Origin of the sequence: Aureimonas sp. SK2, assembly GCF_029813115.1 — a bacterium.
Classification (GTDB): Bacteria; Pseudomonadota; Alphaproteobacteria; order Rhizobiales; family Rhizobiaceae; genus Aureimonas.
This window is the reverse complement of the sequence record NZ_JAPZDS010000007.1, coordinates 147,067-165,747: the sequence shown is the minus strand read 5'-3', so window position 1 is coordinate 165,747 and position 18,681 is coordinate 147,067. Positions and strand designations below refer to the sequence as shown.

Here is an 18,681-nt window from a genome sequence, read left to right as displayed (position 1 = left end):
CGGCGATGCAGGACATGGCGAACGGCAAGACGGGGGCGGGCGAAGCCGCCCCCCTTCACATTCTGGATGCCCCGGCCTGCCACCTCGGCGAGGGGCCGACCTACGACCCGGCCACCGACAAGGCCTGGTGGTTCGACATCCTCGGACGCAAGCTGTTCGAGAAGTCGTCGGCGAGCCCGGATGTGCGGGTCCACGACCTGCCGCTGATGGCCAGCCAGCTCTGCACGGTGGACGACCGGACGCAGCTCCTTGCGACCGAGAGGGGCCTTCATGTCCGCGACGTCGCGACGGGAAGGCTGACTCTCCACACGGCTTTGGAACCCGACGAGACGGACACGCGCTCCAACGACGGGCGGGTGCACCCTTCGGGCGCGCTCTGGATCGGCACGATGGGGCGCAAGGCCGAAGAGGGCCGCGGTTCGATCTACTGGTTCCGAGACGGCGAGTTGCGCAGGCTCTACGCACAGGTCTCCATTCCCAACGCCATCTGCTTCTCGCCGGACGGCACGGTCGGCTATTTCGCCGACACCGCTCGCGGCGACATCCACCGCGTTCCCCTCGATCCGGAAACCGGTCTGCCGAGCGGCGAGCCGGCAGTGTTCGTGCCGGACGGAGCCTTCGCGGGCGGACCCGACGGCGCGGTGACGGATGCCGAAGGCAATGTCTGGAACGCCCGCTGGGGAGCCGGCCGCATCGAGGTCTTCTCGCCAGAGGGCAAGCATCTCCGCTCCCTTTCGGTGCCGGCGCTCCAGCCGAGCTGCCCGGCCTTTACCGGTCGGAACCTCGATCAGCTTCTCGTCACCACCGCCTATGAGGGCATGGACGACGCAGACCGCGCCGACGACCCCAACGCCGGTCGCACCTTCATCGTCCAGGCCGGCGTGAAGGGAGTCGCGGAGCCGCGCGTGCGGCTGGCGCCATGAGCGAGGCGGCCACCGCCCTGGTCGACTGGGGCACGACTTCGTTCCGCGCCTGGGCCTGCGCCGCCGACGGGACGGTCCTCGCCGAGCGCCGAGCGCCGGACGGGCTGACCGGCGTGCGGAACGGCGACTTCTCGGGCGTCCTGGAAGGCCATCTTGAGGCGATGGGCGTGCGGCTGGGCGCTCCGGCCGTTCTGTGCGGCATGGTCGGCTCGCGCACGGGCTGGGTCGAGGCGGCCTATCTCGCGGTTCCGACGAGGCTGGACGATCTCGCGACGCAGGCGATCCCGGTGCCGTCGCCGGCGCGGCCGATCCACATTCTTCCGGGTTTGGCGCAGCGCGGGGCGGCGCCCGACGTGATGCGCGGCGAAGAGACGCAGCTTCTGGGCGTCGTCGCGGAAGGCTTCCGCACTGGCCTCGTCTGTATGCCCGGCACCCATTCCAAGTGGGTGCGGCTGGAGGAGGGGGCCGTTACCGGTTTCTCGACCTTCATGACGGGCGAGCTGTTCCAGCTCCTGCGCAGCGGCTCGATCCTGAAACAGGCCGTGGAGACCGATGCGCGGCCCGATTCCGACGATCCGGCCTTTGCGGAAGGGCTGGCAGCCGGGCTCTCACGTCCGGCCGAGGCGACCAACGCGCTTTTTCAACTGCGGGCCGGCTGGCTTCTCGAGGGTGCCGTCCCGCAGGCGCAGTCAGCGCGCCTGTCCGGCCTCCTGATCGGGCTGGAGTTCGCGGGTGCGCTCGCCCGCTACGGCCGCCCCGACCGTCTGGCGCTTCTTGCCTCCGGACCGATTGCCGCGCTCTACGAGGCGGTCGCGACCGCGGCGGGCCTCACGCTGGAGCGCCGGCTCGACGCCGATCATTGCGTGCGCCACGGCCTGCGCGCCGCCGTCCGCCTCCTGCATCCCGACCGGAGTTCGACATGAGCCAGGTTTCATCCCATGTGCCGTGGCCCGAGCTGCGTCGTTCGCTGGTGGCCATCCTGCGCGGCGTCAAGCCGGAAGAGGCGGAAGGCGCCGTTGCGACCTTGATCGAGGCTGGGTTCGAGGCGATCGAGATCCCCCTGAACTCGCCCGACGCCTTCCGCTCCATCGCGTCGGCCGTCCGCCTCGGCGGCCCCGGCCACTATATCGGCGCCGGCACGGTGCTGACGCCGGAAGACGTCGATCGTCTCGCCGAGGCCGGCGGAAACCTCCTCGTCTCGCCCAATGTCTACGCCGCAGTTCTGAAGCGGGCGGCCGGCCACGGCATGGTGACGATGCCGGGCGTTTTCACTCCGACCGAAGCTTTCCAGGCGATCGCTGCGGGCGCTTCGGCGCTGAAGTTCTTTCCCGCCAGCGTGCTTGGCCCGTCGGGCGTCTCGGCGATTCGCGCCGTTCTGCCGAAGGATCGCGAGATCGGCGTCGTCGGCGGCGTGTCGGAAGCGGACTTCGAGGGCTACGCCGCCGTCGGGGTGCGGACCTTCGGCCTCGGCTCCTCGCTTTACAAGCCGGGAATGACGGTTGGGGAGATCCGGGAAAGGGCCGATAAAGCTGTCTTGCTCTACGACCGCGTTTGCGGTTTACGATAAATCAGAGCGCCGAAAAAATTCATTGGCGACCGGGTCGCCGATGCGTTAATTCATCAGACAATTGGTCGCCACTACCGGGCCGTCAGGCAGAGGGGGAGGGGCCGAAGGCATCGTGCGGGCCGTGTCCGCACGATGCGGAAAGCTCGGCGCGAGGGGTTCGCGCTTTCGGACGCCCGCTGTCGCGGCGTCGCGATGGGAGGAAGAGTATGATCCGTATGAAGACCCTGCTGGCGGCCGTGGCCCTCGGCGCGATGACCCTCACCGGCGGCGCTTTCGCGCAGGAAAAGGGCACCGTCGGCGTGCTGATGCCGACCAAGGCCTCGGCCCGCTGGATCGCCGACGGCGACAACATGGTGAAGCAGCTGCAGGAGCGCGGCTACAAGACCGATCTGCAGTATGCCGAGGACGACATCCCGACGCAGATCAGCCAGCTCGAGAACATGGTGGCGGCCGGCGTCCAGTCGCTGGTGATCGCCTCCATCGACGGCACCACGCTGACCGACGTGCTCCAGCAGGCGCACGACAAGGGCATCAAGGTCATCGCCTACGACCGCCTGATCCGCAACTCGCCGAACGTCGACTACTACACGACCTTCGACAACTTCCAGGTCGGCGTCCTCCAAGCGCAGTCGATCGTGCAGGGCCTGAAGCTCGAGAGTGAGGCCGGCCCGTTCAACATCGAGCTGTTCGGCGGCTCGCCGGACGACAACAACGCCTTCTTCTTCTACAACGGCGCGATGAGCGTGCTCCAGCCCTATATCGACCAGGGCAAGCTCGTGATCCCGTCGGGCGAGACCGGCATGGACCGCGTCGGCACCCTGCGCTGGGACCCGGCCGTGGCCCAGGCCCGCATGGACAACCTCCTCTCGTCCTACTACGGCGACAAGACCGTGAACGCGGTCCTCTCGCCCTATGACGGCCTGTCCATCGGCATCATCTCGGCGCTGACCGCCGTCGGCTACGGCTCGGGCGACAAGCCGATGCCGATCGTCTCCGGCCAGGATGCCGAAGTGCCTTCGGTCAAGTCGATCCAGAACGACCAGCAGTACTCGACGATCTTCAAGGACACGCGCGAGCTGGCCAAGGTCACGGTCGACATGATCGACGCGATCGGCCAGGGCAAGGAGCCGGAGGTCAACGACACCCAGACCTACGACAACGGCGTCAAGGTCGTGCCGTCCTACCTCCTGAAGCCGGTGCTGGTGACCAAGGACAACATCAAGTCCGTGCTGGTCGACAGCGGCTACTACACCGAAGACCAGATCAAGCCCTGATCGGCCTTCCGGCAGGGCGCTCCGGTGCCCTGTTCACGTATCGGCGGGAGCCCTCGGGGCTCCCGCTCCATCGTTCCGAAGACCGGGAAGAACGCTTTGGCACCGATCCTAGAGATGCGCGGCATCACCAAGACGTTCCCGGGCGTGAAGGCGCTCGACAACGTCAATCTCGTCGTCGAGAAGGGCGAGATCCACGCGATCTGCGGCGAGAACGGCGCCGGCAAGTCGACGCTGATGAAAGTCCTTTCGGGTGTCTATCCGCACGGCACCTATGAGGGCGACATCGTCTACGACGGCGAGGTTCGGTCCTTCCGCGGCATCCGCGATAGCGAGCATGTCGGCATCATCATCATCCATCAGGAGCTGGCGCTCGTGCCGCTCCTGTCGATCGCCGAGAATATCTTTCTGGGCAACGAAATCTCGCGCGGCGGCGTGATCAACTGGGACGAGGCGTTCCGCCGGTCCGACGAGCTCCTCCGCCAAGTGGGCCTTTCCGAGCCGCCCACGACGCTGATCAAGGACATGGGCGTCGGCAAGCAGCAGCTCGTCGAGATCGCCAAGGCGCTCTCCAAGAAAGTGCGCCTCCTCATCCTCGACGAGCCGACCGCTAGCCTCAACGAGCGCGACAGCCAGGCGCTTCTCGACCTCCTTCTCGAGTTCAAGAAGCAGGGGCTGACCTCGATCATGATCAGCCACAAGCTGAACGAGATCTCGCGCGTCGCCGACTCGATCACCGTGATCCGCGACGGCTCCACCGTCTCGACGCTCGACTGCCGAAACGGGGTCAGCGAGGATCAGATCATCCGCGACATGGTGGGCCGCCAGCTCGACGACCGCTATCCGCCCCGCCATCCGAAGATCGGCGAGGTCCTGTTCGAGGTGAAGGGCTGGAACGCCTATCACCACCTCAACACCCAGCGTCAGATCGTGAAGGACGTTTCCTTCAACGTGCGCAAGGGCGAGATCGTCGGCATCGCCGGCCTGATGGGCGCCGGGCGCACCGAACTCGCCATGAGCGTGTTCGGCAAGTCTTACGGGCGCAACGTGTCCGGCGAAGCCTTCATGCACGGCAAGCCGGTGGACGTGTCGACCATTCCGCGGGCGATCGACGCCGGGCTCGCCTACGTCACGGAGGACCGCAAGCAGTACGGCCTGCTCCTCGAGGACGACATCCGCCAGAACATCTCGCTCGCCAACCTTCCGGGCATCGCCAAGAGCGGCGTGATCGACGAGGACCGCGAGCGCAAGGTGGCGGAGGATTATCGCGGTTCCCTGCGCATTCGATCCTCCGACATCTTCCACAAGACGCTGAACCTTTCGGGCGGCAACCAGCAAAAGGTCGTGCTGTCGAAATGGCTCTTCTCGAACCCCGAGCTCCTGATCCTCGACGAGCCGACGCGCGGCATCGACGTGGGCGCCAAGTTCGAGATCTATTCCATCATCGAGCGGCTGGCATCCGAGGGTAAGGGCATTCTGATGATCTCGTCGGAAATGCCTGAGCTTCTCGGCATGTGCGACCGCATCTACGTCATGAACGAAGGGCGCTTCGTGGCCGAGCTGCCGCGCGGCGAGGCAACGCAGGAAAGCATCATGCGCGCCATCATTCGTACCGCAGGGAGACACGCGGCATGAGCATCAAGACCGTGGACGCCCCGAGCGGGCAGGGCGGCGGGGCGAGCCTCGACTACTTCAAAAGCCATCTGCGCGAATACGGCATGCTGGTCGCGCTGGTCGCGATCATCCTGTTCTTCGCGGCCTATTCCGCCGCGACGGGCCGCCCGACCTTCGTCTCGGCCTCTAACCTCACCAACCTGTTCCTCCAGAACAGCTACGTCATCATCATGGCGATCGGCATGCTGCTGATCATCATCACCGGCAATATCGACCTGTCCGTCGGATCGATCGTCGGCTTCATCGGCGCCGTCGGCGCCGTCCTAATGGTCATCTACAACATCCCCGTACCCATTGCGGTGGCCATGTGCCTCGTCGTCGGTGCGGTGATCGGAGCGATCCAGGGCTATTTCGTCGCCTTCCTGCGCATCCCGTCCTTTATCGTTACACTTGCCGGTATGCTGGTCTTCCGGGGGCTGACCTTCATGACGCTCGGCTCGTCGTCGTCGATCTCGCCGATCCCGGCGTCGCTGCGCGCGATCTCCACGGGTACGATCCCCGACCTCCTGCCGGTCATGGACCTCGCTAATTCCACGACCCTGATCCTCGCTATCGTGCTCGCGGTCGGCTTCGCGCTCTTCGCCATAGTGAAGCGGAATGCGAGGGCCCGCGTCGCTCCGGTCGCGGAGCCGCTCTCCTTCTTCTACGGCCGCATCGCGCTTGTCACGCTCGCCATCCTCTTCATGGGCTATCTGCTCGCCACCAATCGCGGCCTGCCGAACGTCCTGATCCTGATGGCCGTCCTGATCGCGATCTACGCCTTCGTCACCTCGCGCACCACGATCGGCCGCCGCGTCTATGCCGTCGGCGGTAACGAGAAGGCGGCCAAGCTCTCGGGCGTGAAGACCGAGCGGATCGTCTTCCTCGCCTTCGTCAACATGGGCGTGCTCGCCGCGGTCGCCGGCCTCGTCTTCTTCGCCCGCGTCGGCTCGGCGACGGCCAAGAACGGCACGGGCCTGGAACTCGACGTCATCGCGGCCTGCTTCATCGGCGGTGCCTCGGCCTATGGCGGCGTCGGCAAGGTGACGGGCGCGGTGATCGGCGCCTTCATCATGGGCGCGCTGAACATGGGCATGCAGACGTCCATGCAGCTCTCGATCGACTACCAGCAGCTCGTGAAGGGCCTCGTGCTCCTCGCCGCCGTCTGCTTCGACGTCTACAACCGCAACAAGGCCTGACCGCAGCACGCGGACGACGCCAAGGCGCGGCGCCGGGAAACCGGCGCCGCGCTTTTCATTGAGCGCCGTTATCATGTTTCTTGCGGTTGCAGTCGGCGCGAGGGTAGGGACGGGGTCACCAGAACATGGAGAGCACGATGCCCCTCAGCCGCGCCGACGTTCCCACCGAGCATGCCAGCCGCTATCTCCAGCAGCTCTGCAAGCACTGGGCGCACAAGTTCACCGTGGAGTTCGATCCGCAGCGCGGGACGATCGATATGCCGAGTGCCAGGGTCGCTCTGGAAGCGGGCGAGGGGCGGCTTGGTGTCGTCGTGACGGCGGACGATCCGGCCATCCTCGACCGCATGGAAGGCGCCGTCGCAGAGCACATCGTCCGCTTCGCCTTTCGGGAGGAACTGGCCTTCGACTGGAAGCGGGAGGCCTGAGGCGGCCTCCCGACGGTGTCAGCCTTCCAGCGCCGTCTCGAGGGCGGCGTCGGCCGGCTGACCGTCGAAGGTGGTGACGCCCGCGAGCCAGGGCTTCCAGGTCTCGGGGTTGGCCGCCAGCCATTTGGTGGCCGCCGCCTCCGCCGCCTCGCCGTCGTTCAGGATCGCGCCCATGATCTCGTTCTCCATCTTGAGCGAGAACACCACGTTGGCGAGAAGCTTGCCGAGGTTCGGGCATTCCGCCGACAGGCCCTTACGCGTCAGCGTGTAGATCGTCGCCCCACCGTAGTTCGGCCCGAACACCGCGTCCCCGCCCGACAGGTAGGACAGCTGGAAGTTGGCGTTCATCGGATGGGGCTCCCAGCCGAGGAAGACCACCGGCTTCTCTCCCCGCGTCTGGCGGGCGACCTGCGAGAGCATGCCCTGCTCGGAGGATTCCACCAGCTCGAACTGGCCCAGACCGAACTGGTCGGTCTCGATCATGCCGAGGATCAGGCGGTTGCCGTCGTTGCCGGGCTCGATGCCGTAGATCTTGCCGTCCAGCTGGTCGTGGAACCTGGCGATGTCGGCGAAGGACTTGAGGCCCTGGTCGTAGAGATAGGTCGGGACGGCGAGCGTGTACTTGGCGCCCTCCAAGTTGGCGCGGATGGTCTCGATCGATCCGTCCGCCTTGTAGGGGGCGAGGTCGGCCTCCATGGTCGGCATCCAGTTGCCCAGAAACACGTCGATGTCGCCGTTCTTCATGGAGGCGAAGGTGACGGGCAGGGCGAGGACGTCGGTTCGGGGCTGGTAGCCGAGACCCTGGAGGACGGCGGAGACGGCGGCGGTGGTGGCGGTGATGTCCGTCCAGCCGACATCGGCCAGGCGCACGGTCTGGCAGCTCGCGGGATCGGCGGCCTGGGCAGCGGCCGGGGCCACGGCGCCGAGCGCAAGGGCGAAGCCGAGAAGGGCCAGGGGGCGGCGGTGTCGCATGGGGCATGTCCCGAAGTGGTCGCCACGGTGGGCGATGGAGTGCGGATCCTAACGCAGACGGTCGATGGCCGGGAGGTGCAGCTCGGCTTTGATGACGGGAAAATGACAAGCTCGGACAGATGCTTGGCGCTTGGCCTTGAACGTTTGTTCGAGCTTGTTCGCGTGGCACTGGAGCGCCGGTCCGATGGTGGCCGGGCGACGGAAGCGGCGTCCACGCCTGGAAAATAGTTCGATCGTTCAGGCAAGGCCGAACCGAGTTCCGGCGACGCCCTCGATCGGCGCCGCGCGGCCGATTCGCAAAATGTGCGCTCGTCGGAGCGTGCCGCTCGCCTTGGCTTGCTTGGCTCGGACGGGCAGGAAAAGCCGCGATCCGCCGTGCGTGACACGACTTTTGTGCTGCAACGCGGGCCTCGTTCCCCTATCCGGATAGGGGAGCGCAGACTGGAGAGATTCGAAGCGGAAGGCCTGGCGAATGCTGCACCACATGCCGTTGATCGAGACGATCGCAGCGGGCCTCGGCCTCGCCTTCGTGCTCGGCACCCTGGCGAACCGGTTCGGCATCTCGCCCATCGTCGGCTATCTCCTGGCGGGTGTCAGCGTCGGCCCCTTCACGCCCGGCTTCGTCGCCGACCAAGGGCTCGCGACGGAACTGGCCGAACTCGGCGTCATCCTCCTGATGTTCGGCGTCGGTCTGCATTTCTCGCTGAACGACCTCCTTTCGGTGCGTGCCATCGCGGTGCCGGGCGCCATGGTGCAGATCGGCTGCGCGACGCTGCTCGGCATGGGACTCGCCTGGCTCCTGGGATGGCCGGTCGGCGCCGGCCTTGTCTTCGGCCTTGCCCTGTCGGTCGCCTCCACGGTCGTGCTTCTGCGCGCCATGCAGGAACGGCGCCTGATCGAGACGGGAAAGGGGCGCATCGCCGTCGGTTGGCTGATCGTCGAGGACCTCGCCATGGTTCTTGCCCTCGTGCTGCTGCCGGCCTTCTCCACCGCGCTCGGCGGCGCGGCGCCGTCGGGCGGCACCGGCGTCTTCTACGATCTCGGGCTTGGCGTGTCCGGCGTCATCCTGATGACCGTCTTCAAGCTCTGCCTCTTCGTGATGCTGATGCTTCTGGTCGGGCGCCGGGTCATTCCCTGGGCGCTCCAGATGACGGCGAGTTCGGGCTCGCGCGAACTCTTCCGGCTGGCGGTGTTGGCGATCACGCTCGGCGTCGCTTTCGGCGCGGCCTCGCTCTTCGGCGTGTCCCTGGCGCTCGGTGCCTTCTTCGCCGGCATGATCATGGCTGAGTCCGACCTCAGCCACCGGGCGGCGGAAGACACGCTGCCACTGCGCGACGCCTTCGCCGTACTGTTCTTCGTCTCGGTGGGCATGCTGTTCGATCCGCGGAGCCTGATCGAAGATCCGCTCCCGATCCTGGCGACGGTGCTGATCATCGTCTTCGGCAAGTCGATCGCCGCCTTCGTCATCGTGCGCGCCTTCGGCTATCCCGTGACCACGGCGCTGACGATTTCCGTGTCCCTCGCGCAGATCGGCGAGTTCTCCTTCATCCTGGCGGAACTCGGCGGCCGATTGGAAATCCTGCCACCCGATGCGCGCGACCTGATCCTGGCGGGCGCGATCCTGTCGATCATGCTCAACCCCATCCTGTTCTCCTCCATCGACACGCTGCGGCAGCGGTTGGATCGCACGCCGGCCGAGGAAGCGGTGGTAGTCGCGCCCGCCACGCCCGCCGACGGCAAGGGTACGCGCGAGATGCAGCATCAGCCTTCGGTCGTGGTCCCCTCGCACATCCCTGCGGGAAGCGTTGCGATCGAGGCCGACGACCTCCGCCCGACGGGTCTGGCCGATCATCTCGTCCTGGTAGGCTACGGACGGGTCGGCTCCAAGATCGCCGAGCGGCTCATCGACGTCGGCCGCCCGTTCGTCGTCATCGAGGACGCCGACAAGCGCGTGGCGCGCATCCGCAATGCCGGCATCGAGGCGATCGTCGGCAATGCGGTCAAGGCCGAGGTGCTGGCCGCCGCCAACGTCGCGGAGGCGCGCGATATCGTGCTGGCCTTCCCCAACAGCTTCGAAGCCGTCGCGATCATCAATGCCGCCCGCGCCGCCAATCCAAATATCCGCATCACGGCGCGCGTCCATTCCGGCGAGCAGCGTGAGCGCCTGATCCAGGCGGGGGCGGATACGGTCGTCAACGGCGACGAGGTGACCGCGCAGGCGATCGCCGACCATCTTCTGCAGGCGCGCGCCGGTGCGCCCCTGGCAGACGGGCCGATCCTGCCCGCCGACGAGCCGATGCGCGAGGCGGCATTGACAGCCGGTTCCGATCGCTTACCCTGACCGCTTCCAGGGGGAGTTCCGGCAGGGAACTGAGAGGCCGGCGAGAAGCGCCCGGCGAACCCAAGAACCTGATCCAGTTCGCACTGGCGTAGGGATGGAGTGACCCGCTCCGACGAGGGACCTCGAGACGCCGTTCCAGCGGCCGGTCCCTCCGTCACGCGGGCGAGCTTTCTCCGGCGACGGGTGCGGTGGGTCGCGACGCGGGAGCGGCGATGACCATCCATGTCCTGGGCGCCGGGGTCGCGGGGCTGACCACCGCGCTCCGCCTCTGCGAGGCGGGGGAGCGCGTGGTCGTCCACGAGCGCGGGACCGATCTTTCCGCTTCGGCCTCATGGCTGGCCGGTGGCATGCTGGCGCCCTTCTGCGAGGCGAGCGTGGCGGACGACAGTATCGTCGCGCCGGGGCTGGAGGGCATCGGTTTCTGGGCCCGCGTCACCGAGGTGGAGCGCCATGGTACGCTGGTGGTCGCCGGCGGGCGCGATGCCGGCGACCTCCGACAGTTCGGGGCGCGGACCCGCTCGCATCGGAGCGTCGGGGCGGACGAGCTGGCAGGCTTAGAGCCCGACCTCGCGGGGCGTTTCGCACAGGCTCTGTTCTTCGAGCAGGAGGCCCATCTCGACCCGCGACGCACGCTGGCGTCGCTCGTCCGCCGCATCGAAGCTCGGGGCGGTTCGGTGCGGTTCTCCGAGCCGGTCGAGCCCGAAGCCTTTGCCGGCCAGCCCGTCGTCGACTGCTGCGGCCTTGCCGCCGCGCTGCCGCGCCTGCGCTCGGTGCGCGGCGAGATGGCGCTCGTGCGGTGCCCCGACGTGACGCTCCGTCGGCCGGTGCGCCTTCTCCATCCGCGCTGGCCGATCTATGTCGTGCCGCGCGCCGGCCACGTCTTCATGATCGGTGCCACCATGGTGGAGAGCGCGGCGGCGGGCCCGATCACTCTGCGCTCGGCGGTCGAGCTCCTGACCGCGGCCTTCGCCCTCCACCCCGCCTTCGCCGAGGCCGAGGTGCTCGAAGTCGGCAGCGGGCGTCGGCCCGCCTTGCCGGACAACCTGCCGCGCGTCGAGCGCACGGCCTCGGGCGTCGCGTTTTCAGGCCTGTATCGACACGGATTCCTGCTCTCGCCCGCCTTTTCCCAGCTTGCCGCCGACATGCTCGTCGGCGCGAAGGAGCTCGCATGAAGATCACGCTCAACGGCGAGGCACGAGAGGTCGCGGCGAGCGATCTCGCCGCGCTTCTCCGGGAACTCGACTACCAGCCGGACGCGGTCGCAACCGCTTTGAATCGCGAGTTTGTGCCCCGCGCCGCGCGTGCCGATACCGCCATCGCGCCGGGCGATGCGGTGGAGGTGCTGTCGCCGATGAAGGGAGGGTGAGATGCGCCTCTACGACAGGACCTTCGACTCGCGGCTGATGCTCGGCACGGCGCTCTATCCCTCGCCGGCCGTAATGCGGGCCGCCATCGCCGCCTCGGGTGCCGCGATCGTCACGGTCTCCCTGCGCCGCGAGGGCGCGGGGATGGGCGAAAGGGGGCCGGGCTTCTGGGACGAGATCCGCGACCTCGGCCTCGCCTTCCTGCCCAACACCGCCGGGTGCCACACGGTGAAGGAAGCGGTCACCACGGCGCAGATGGCGCGTGAGCTTCTCGGCACCGATCTCGTCAAGCTGGAGGTGATCGGCCATGCCGACACGCTTCAGCCGGACGTGTTCGGGCTGGTCGAGGCGGCGCGCATCCTGTCGAACGAGGGGTTCAAGGTGCTGCCCTATACGACGGAAGACCTCGTCGTCGCCGAGCGGCTTCTCCATGCCGGCTGCGAGGTGCTGATGCCCTGGGGCTCGCCGATCGGCTCCGGCCTCGGGCTCAACAACCGCTACGGACTGCGGTCGCTGCGGGCGCAGTTTCCGGACGTAACGCTGATCGTCGATGCCGGGCTCGGCAGGCCCTCGCACTCGGCCGACGCGATGGAACTCGGCTACGACGGCGTGCTCCTCAACACGGCGGTGGCGAGCGCAGCCGATCCGGTGGCGATGGCCAGGGCCTTTCGTCTCGCGGTGGAGGCGGGGCGGCTCGGCTTCGAGGCGGGCGCCATGGAGCCGCGCGACATGGCCGCACCCTCGACGCCCGTCTTTGGGCAGGCGGTGCTGGCATGAGCGCGCTGGACCCGTTCTATCCCGTCCTGCCGGACGCCGACTGGATCGAGCGCCTGGTGCCGCTCGGCATCCGGCTCGTGCAGTTGCGCGCAAAGGATATGGCGCCCGACGAACTGCGGCGCCAGATCCGGCGTTCGCAGGCCGTCTGCGCCGCGCATGGCTGCACGCTCGTCGTCAACGACCATTGGCGCTTGGCGATCGAGGAGGGGGCCGACTTCGTTCATCTCGGCCAGGAGGATCTTGCCGTGGCGGATCTGGCCGCGATTCGCAGCGCAGGGCTGAGGCTCGGCCTTTCGACCCATGACGGGGCCGAGCTGGCCACGGCGCTCGCGGCAAGGCCCGACTACGTCGCGCTTGGGCCGGTCTGGCCGACGGTCCTGAAGGCGATGAAGTGGGCGCCGCAGACGCCGGAACGCCTGCGGGTATGGCGCGAGCGGATCGGCACACTGCCGCTGGTCGCCATCGGCGGCATCACGGTGGAGCGCCTACCCGCAGTCTGGGAAGGCGGGGCCGACAGCGCCGCCGTGGTCACCGACATCGTCCGCCACGAGCGCCCCGAGGAGCGGGTGCGCGAGTGGATCGCGGCGACCGAGGCGCGGCGATCGGAGGGCTGATCGTTTCACACGAAAATATTGGCGGGATCGCACGCGCATAGGTTGCATTCTCGCATAGGTTGCATCTACAGTGGCCGTCATCCGAAGGATAGGGAACAGGAAACGGCCCGTGTCGCTCGCAAAACCCTTCAATACCCGTCCTCTCTATCAGCAGGTCGCCGACGAATTCATCGCGCGGATCGTCTCCAAGACCTGGGCGCCCGGACAGGCGATCGAGAACGAGGCGGAGATCGCGCGTTCGCTGGGCATCAGCCTCGGCACGGTGCGCAAGGCGTTCGACATCCTGACGGAGCACAAGCTCCTGGAACGCCATCAGGGCAAGGGCACGATCGTCGCCGATTTCGAGGGCGGCAAGATGCGCAGCCGCTTCTCCAACATCTTCGACCGCGCCGGCAACCGCGTTTCGGGCGAAGTGGCGGTGTCGAAGGTCGAGCTCGGCATGGCGCCGCCCGAGGCGTCGGAGATCCTGGGGGTCAACGGTCGGACGCCGGTTCTCCAGTTCGAGCGCCGGCGCACCCATCTCGGTCGGCTCTTCATGACGGAGGAGGTGTTCCTGCGGGTCGACGCATCGGCCAAGACCATGCCGCAGGAGGGGCTGGAGCGCATGGCCAGCGCGCGCTGGACCGGACAGGATCTCGCCACGCACAAGCGCGAGAAGGCGACGGCCGAAGCGGCGACGGCTACCGACAAGCGCAACTTCAAGTTGACGGGGGATGCGGCCATCCTCCGCCTCCAGCGGGTCATCTGCTCCTATCAGGACCGTCCGCTCGAACTGCGTATCGCGCGTTGCCATCTCGGGAACGACCTCGTCTACGCGACGAGTTGATCCCGGAGGTCGCGCGCGGCAGGCTCGCCACCGCCTTAATTTTCCCTTAACGGTCGAGGAGCGGCATCCCGGTCCGCGCCTCGTTCGTCAGGGAGCCGCATGGCCGCTTCTCATTCCTACACGCTGCGCGGCCAGGTCGCTCGGCTGGAGCTGACCACCCGCATGACGCTGGCGATCCTGGCGACGGCGAGCGGAATCTTCACCTATCTCGGCGTGCGCGAACTGCTCGACGGCGACGCCTCCACGGTCTTCTTCGGAGCGGTGATCTATTCGGTGTCCGTGTCGGTCGGCATCTACGCCTTCTGGTCCTACCTGATCCGTATCATGCCGCATGTCCGTCGCCCGTCGGGGCGGCGCCTTCTGTACGTCGCGATGGCGATCGGCTGCGCGATGATCATGGCGATGTCCGCCTGGCTCAACGCCGCGGCGCTGGCCGGCGCGGCGGCGCTGGAGCAGCACATGTCGATTACTACGGAGGAGTATCAGGGCAAGCTCAACGAGGCGCATGAGAACGCGCTCGCGGCGCAGAGCCTCCTGCCGGACATCCAGCTCGCCGCGCAGCGCTTCTCGAATCTCGCCGACCAGGAACGTTCGTCGGGCGCGCTCACGGGCACGTCGGGCTCGGGCACCGTGGTCCAGCTCCTCAGCCAGATGTCGACGCAACTCGTGAATCTGGCCCAAGAGATCGAGGCCTCGCGCAACGACGTGAGCACGCTCTTTGCCGAAGGCGGCCAGCGCCTCGGCGAGATGCGCAGGTTGGTGGCTGCCGACGGCAGCGTCAAGGAGCGCGGCACCGACTACGCCGCGCAGGCAACCGAGCTTGCCGGCATCATCGGCTCGCTCCAACAGACTTCCGTTGCCCCGTCGGTGAAGCGCGCTGCCGAGGATCTCGGCCGCAGCTTCATCGCACCGGCTGCCGGCGGCACGACGGCCGGGCTGCAGGACCGGCAGACCGCCGTGGTCGGCCAGGTCGAGACGGCCGTGCGCCAGCAGAGCCAGGCGCTGGCCGCCGCGGCCGACGCGATCCTCGACCGGCCGCGCGTCGAGACCGTGCGCTTCACGCCGCTTTCGGCGCCGGACGCGGTCGTCATGTACGCCCGCGACTTCCTGCCGTCCTGGGCGGGAGCCATCGCGATCGACGTCCTGCCGGCGGTCCTCGTCTTCATCCTGTGCATCGTGCAGGACCAGATCCGCCGCGAGGAAGGCGAGGAGGATGCCGAGATCGGTGACATGAGCGCAGTGGACATGATGCGCGCCATGCGCATCCAGCGGCGGCTGATGGCCGAAGCCGGCGGTGCGACCCCGATCGAGGCGCCGCCGATGGACGGAGCCGACGACATCGTTCAGCAGAACGAGCCGGCCGGCTTCCCGAAGACGGCCAGGCTCTAGGGAAGGTGAGCGACGTCCGAACCTCGCCGGGTCGGCTGGAGCGGTGGTTCCTGTCTCTGCCGGACGGCACCGTGCTCAGAATTGCGTTCCTCGCGGTGCTCGCGATGGGCGCTTCGATGCTGGCGCAGGACGTGCTCGAGGTCGCCGGCCACGCGGGCGACCGCGAGCGGCTGACCCGCACCGAGCCGTTACGCCTGCCGGCCCCCAAGCCCGGTGACCAGATCCGCCCCTATCTGCCGCGCGCGGTGCCCGTGGCGCCCAACCGGGGCGAGCCGGTTCTGCCGGGTTATGACGGCGCGCCGCCCGCCGACGCCATGGCGCGCGCCATGTCGTTCCATCTCGGGGAAGACGGCGTCGCCTCGGCAGTCGGCCGCATCGATGCCGGCACGGCCGAGGCCTTCAAGCGTTTCCTCGGCGAGGACGGGGCGGGGGTCCGCCGGATCGTTCTCCATTCGCCGGGCGGCTCGGTGCGCGACGCCATCGCCATGTCGCGGTTGGTGCGCGAGCGGAAGCTGGAAACCGCCGTGCCGGCCGACGGCTACTGCGCCTCGGCCTGTCCGCTGGTTCTCGCCGGCGGCACCCGTCGCACGGCGGGCGAGGCGGCCTGGGTCGGCGTGCATCAGGTCTATGCCGTGTCGGACGCGGCGTCGAACCGCCTGCGCGATCTCGACCGCTCGATCGCGGACATCCAGGCGACCATCGCCGAATGCCAGAGCCTCCTTGTCGAGATGGGCGTCGATCCGCGCCTCTGGATCCACGCGATGCAGACGCCGGCCGACGAACTCTACGTGCTGACGCCCGACGAACTCGGCGAGTTCAAGCTGGTCGGCGCAACGGACGCGGACGCCGCCTGAAGCCGTCAGTCGGGATCGACGGCGGCGACCGAGGCCGGTGGCCTGTTCAGGCGGCTCTCGACGAAGCGTTCGATGGCGGTGAGAGCTTGCGAGCGCCAGGGCTCCGCCTCGTTCAGCGTCTCGTGACGTGCGCCTTCGACGCGCATGAGTTCGACCTTGCGCGATCCGGCCTCGCGCAGGCGGTCGGCGAGCTTTGCGACCTCCGTTCCGCCCTCCGTCGCGGGATCGTCGGAGCCGCCGAGAAGATGCAGGGCGAGGTCGTGCGGGATCTGCGAGAGCGCCTCGTGGCTCACGTTCTCGCGGGCCATGGCGACGATGTCCTCGGCCATGGAGACGGTCGGCGTCCAGCCGCAGAGCGGATCGCGGATATAGGCGTCGGCCACGGTCGGATCGTGGCTCAGCCAGTCGGCGTCGGTACGGCGGTCGGGCACCGACCTCGCCCATGTCTCGAAGGTCGCTCGGGCGAAGAGCTGGCTGGCGACGTCCGAACCCTTCAGCATCCTCTCCATCCGCAGCGCCGCGACCCCCAGCCGCGCCTGCCAGCCGAACGATGCGCCGGAATTCCAGACGAGGCAGCCCGACAGCCCGCCACCGAAGCGCCTGACGTAATGAAGCGCGATCGCGCCGCCCAGGGAATGGCCGAGCGCGAAGACGGGCAGGCCGGGCTTGTCCCGCTGGGCCTGTTCGCGAACGGCGTGGCAGTCCCGCACGACCTTGCGCACGCCGTCGCGCGAGGCGAAGCGCCGCAGTGGCGCGTCGAAGGCCGTGGTCGAGCCATGGCCCCGATGGTCGTGCGCATAGACGGCGATGCCTCGGCGGCCGAGGTCCCGCGCTGTGCGGTCGTAGCGGGCGCCGTGCTCCGCGAGCCCGTGGAAGATCAGGAGCACGGCGCTCGTCTCGACCTCCGGCTCCCAGGCGCGCACGCAGAGCGCGGCGCCCGTCGGGCTGTCGATCACGAAGCGGCGCGCGGGAGAGACCATCGGTGGGAAAGCTCGCGGCAAATCGGTAAGGGGTAACGACGGATGCCGTCGAGAGGAGCATGGGACATGCCGCGCGCAACAGGCTTGGCGATCATCGGAGCGTGCGTCGCCGCATTCGCGCTGCCGTCTGTGGCGGCGCGGGCACAGGTGCCGATGGTGGGCGTCTTCGTGGCGGAGGCAAGCTGCTTTGCGACGCCTTCGATCCGCTCGGAGGACAATCCGGGCCGGATCGTCACGGAACCGGGCACGTCTTATGCCCTGATCGGCCGCAACGCTTCGCCCGGCAGCCACTATCTGATCCGCGTGCCGGGCGCCGAACCGGAGAGGCGATGGGTGGCCTTCGGCTGCGGCCGGGTGGAGGACGCGAGCCAGTCGGCCGACGCGAGGCCGGCCCCGAAGACGCGGAGCGGGGGACACGACAGCTATGTCCTGGCCGCCAGCTGGCAGCCGGCCTTCTGCGAGACCCGCCCCTCGGTGCGCGAGTGCCGGAGCGGTGGCACGGCTGGCAACGGCTTCTCCCTGCATGGCCTCTGGCCCCAGCCGCGCGGCCGCGAATATTGCGGCGTGCCCGATGACGTCCGACGCGTGGACGAGCGCGGCGACTGGCGTCGGCTGCCGGACTTCGAAGTCTCGGCGGGCACGCGGCAGGCGCTCTCCGAAGTCATGCCGGGCGTGCAGTCCGGCCTTGACCGGCACGAGTGGTGGGTCCACGGCACGTGCTTCAAGGGCGATGCCGAGGCCTATTTCGCGCAGTCGATCCGCCTTTTGGAGGAACTGAACCGCTCTCCCATCCGCCGCCTGTTCGAGGCTTCGATCGGCGACACGCTGACGGCCGATGCGGTGCGGGCGAGCTTCGACCAGGCCTTCGGCCGCGGCGCCGGGCGGCGGGTGCTCGTGGACTGCGGGGACGATCCGTCCGGCGAGCCGATGATCCGCGAACTGCGCATCGCGCTGGCGGGCGACTTGTCGCGGGAGGTGCCGCTCGCCGAGCTGATCCGAGCCGGCGAGGAGACCGGGCGCGGCTGTCGGGAAGGACGCGTGGACGCGCCCGGGTTCGACTAATGTCTCGTCAGGCCCGGTCGGGCACCTCGTAGTCGGCGGAATAGCGGATCTCGCGCAAGGGGCGCACGCGGCGCGTCGAGGCCTCGTAGATCGGATCGGCCTTGTAGGCAGCCAGCGCCGCGCGGTCGCGGAACTCGGCATAGACGACGATGTCCACGTCGTTGCCCATCGGGTCGACGCGCGCGTTCTCGACCACCTCGAAATGGTCGTGATGCGCGATGCCCGCCAGCGTCTGGAGCCCTTCCTTGATGGCCGGCAGATCGGCCTTGTCCCGTGCGCTGAAGAAGACGATGTGGCGGATCATGGATCGGTCCCGTGCTCTGTCGGTCGGTGCGTCTTCGGCCGTGCGGGCGCCAAGGTCAACCCGGCGGGCGGCGTCTCGATTTTCGAGCGCGGTTTGTTGCTCATCGCAGGCGCATGCCTTACCTGTGCGCCAACTTAGAACCGGGGAAAGAACCCTGCGG

The 18,681-nt window shown here is 68.1% G+C and carries 19 protein-coding genes and 1 riboswitch; of the genes, 16 read left to right on the top strand and 3 right to left on the bottom strand.

Annotated elements, in window-relative coordinates; translation table 11 throughout:
- The first annotated feature begins 14 nt into the window (after window positions 1-14).
- The 7 genes from O5O54_RS11010 (at window position 15) to O5O54_RS10980 (ending at window position 7,038) form a co-directional block, all read left to right on the top strand.
- Window positions 15-923: an SMP-30/gluconolactonase/LRE family protein gene (locus O5O54_RS11010; protein WP_279481656.1), complete on the top strand. Its 909-nt coding sequence runs from the start codon at window positions 15-17 to the stop codon at window positions 921-923.
- Window positions 920-1,846: a 2-dehydro-3-deoxygalactonokinase gene (locus O5O54_RS11005; protein WP_279481653.1), complete on the top strand. Its 927-nt coding sequence runs from the start codon at window positions 920-922 to the stop codon at window positions 1,844-1,846. Before O5O54_RS11010 ends, O5O54_RS11005 begins: the two co-directional genes overlap by 4 nt.
- Window positions 1,843-2,490, top strand: a complete 648-nt coding sequence (locus tag O5O54_RS11000; RefSeq protein ID WP_279481651.1) for a 2-dehydro-3-deoxy-6-phosphogalactonate aldolase — start codon at window positions 1,843-1,845, stop codon at window positions 2,488-2,490. The genes O5O54_RS11005 and O5O54_RS11000 overlap by 4 nt, the downstream gene beginning before the upstream one ends.
- Before the next feature lie 206 nt (window positions 2,491-2,696).
- Window positions 2,697-3,764, top strand: a complete 1,068-nt coding sequence (chvE, locus tag O5O54_RS10995; protein WP_279481649.1) for a multiple monosaccharide ABC transporter substrate-binding protein — start codon at window positions 2,697-2,699, stop codon at window positions 3,762-3,764.
- Between the two features lie 114 nt (window positions 3,765-3,878).
- Window positions 3,879-5,396: a multiple monosaccharide ABC transporter ATP-binding protein gene (mmsA, locus tag O5O54_RS10990; RefSeq protein WP_279481818.1), complete on the top strand. Its 1,518-nt coding sequence runs from the start codon at window positions 3,879-3,881 to the stop codon at window positions 5,394-5,396.
- Window positions 5,393-6,613 carry a multiple monosaccharide ABC transporter permease gene (gene mmsB / locus O5O54_RS10985; protein WP_279481647.1) on the top strand — a complete coding sequence of 407 codons (1,221 nt, stop codon included), beginning with the start codon at window positions 5,393-5,395 and terminating at the stop codon, window positions 6,611-6,613. Before mmsA ends, mmsB begins: the two co-directional genes overlap by 4 nt.
- 137 nt (window positions 6,614-6,750) lie before the next feature.
- Window positions 6,751-7,038 (top strand): DUF2218 domain-containing protein, encoded by a 288-nt coding sequence (locus O5O54_RS10980; RefSeq protein ID WP_279481645.1) that lies wholly within the window; start codon window positions 6,751-6,753, stop codon window positions 7,036-7,038.
- An 18-nt stretch (window positions 7,039-7,056) separates the two neighbouring features.
- Here the strand turns inward: O5O54_RS10980 and O5O54_RS10975 are convergent, their stop codons facing one another.
- Complete coding sequence (locus tag O5O54_RS10975) at window positions 7,057-8,010, bottom strand: choline ABC transporter substrate-binding protein (RefSeq protein ID WP_279481642.1); 954 nt, start codon at window positions 8,008-8,010, stop codon at window positions 7,057-7,059.
- Window positions 8,011-8,482: 472 nt separating this feature from the next.
- Here O5O54_RS10975 and O5O54_RS10970 point away from each other — a divergent pair, with 472 nt between their 5' ends.
- From O5O54_RS10970 to O5O54_RS10935, 8 genes are all read left to right on the top strand, one after another.
- Complete coding sequence (locus O5O54_RS10970) at window positions 8,483-10,351, top strand: cation:proton antiporter (RefSeq protein WP_279481640.1); 1,869 nt, start codon at window positions 8,483-8,485, stop codon at window positions 10,349-10,351.
- Window positions 10,351-10,463: riboswitch (TPP riboswitch) on the top strand. Its footprint overlaps the gene before it by 1 nt.
- Window positions 10,464-10,563: 100 nt before the next feature.
- Entirely contained in the window at window positions 10,564-11,523 is a 960-nt protein-coding gene (locus O5O54_RS10965) for an FAD-dependent oxidoreductase (protein ID WP_279481638.1), read from the top strand.
- The gene (thiS, locus tag O5O54_RS10960) at window positions 11,520-11,717 is read left to right on the top strand and encodes a sulfur carrier protein ThiS (protein ID WP_279481637.1); all 198 of its coding nucleotides are present in this window, start codon (window positions 11,520-11,522) and stop codon (window positions 11,715-11,717) included. Before O5O54_RS10965 ends, thiS begins: the two co-directional genes overlap by 4 nt.
- Before the next feature lies 1 nt (window position 11,718).
- The gene (locus O5O54_RS10955) at window positions 11,719-12,492 is read left to right on the top strand and encodes a thiazole synthase (protein ID WP_279481636.1); all 774 of its coding nucleotides are present in this window, start codon (window positions 11,719-11,721) and stop codon (window positions 12,490-12,492) included.
- Window positions 12,489-13,106, top strand: coding sequence for a thiamine phosphate synthase (locus O5O54_RS10950; protein WP_279481635.1), 618 nt, complete (start codon window positions 12,489-12,491; stop codon window positions 13,104-13,106). Before O5O54_RS10955 ends, O5O54_RS10950 begins: the two co-directional genes overlap by 4 nt.
- A 109-nt stretch (window positions 13,107-13,215) precedes the next feature.
- The gene (locus O5O54_RS10945; protein ID WP_279481633.1) at window positions 13,216-13,932 is read left to right on the top strand and encodes a GntR family transcriptional regulator; all 717 of its coding nucleotides are present in this window, start codon (window positions 13,216-13,218) and stop codon (window positions 13,930-13,932) included.
- Between the two features lie 99 nt (window positions 13,933-14,031).
- Complete coding sequence (locus O5O54_RS10940; protein WP_279481632.1) at window positions 14,032-15,321, top strand: hypothetical protein; 1,290 nt, start codon at window positions 14,032-14,034, stop codon at window positions 15,319-15,321.
- Window positions 15,322-15,326: 5 nt separating this feature from the next.
- On the top strand, window positions 15,327-16,175 hold the full coding sequence (locus O5O54_RS10935) for an ATP-dependent Clp protease proteolytic subunit (protein ID WP_279481630.1): 849 nt from the start codon (window positions 15,327-15,329) through the stop codon (window positions 16,173-16,175).
- Between the two features lie 5 nt (window positions 16,176-16,180).
- Here O5O54_RS10935 and O5O54_RS10930 read toward each other — a convergent pair whose 3' ends face one another.
- A complete protein-coding gene (locus tag O5O54_RS10930; RefSeq protein WP_279481628.1) occupies window positions 16,181-17,155 on the bottom strand; it encodes an alpha/beta hydrolase in 975 nt (324 codons plus the stop codon).
- A 66-nt stretch (window positions 17,156-17,221) separates the two neighbouring features.
- Here O5O54_RS10930 and O5O54_RS10925 point away from each other — a divergent pair, with 66 nt between their 5' ends.
- On the top strand, window positions 17,222-18,217 hold the full coding sequence (locus O5O54_RS10925; protein WP_279481626.1) for a ribonuclease T2: 996 nt from the start codon (window positions 17,222-17,224) through the stop codon (window positions 18,215-18,217).
- A 7-nt stretch (window positions 18,218-18,224) separates the two neighbouring features.
- On the opposite strand, the gene O5O54_RS10920 is transcribed toward O5O54_RS10925, so the two are convergent.
- A complete protein-coding gene (locus O5O54_RS10920) occupies window positions 18,225-18,521 on the bottom strand; it encodes a Dabb family protein (protein WP_279481624.1) in 297 nt (98 codons plus the stop codon).
- Between the last annotated feature and the right edge of the window lie 160 nt (window positions 18,522-18,681).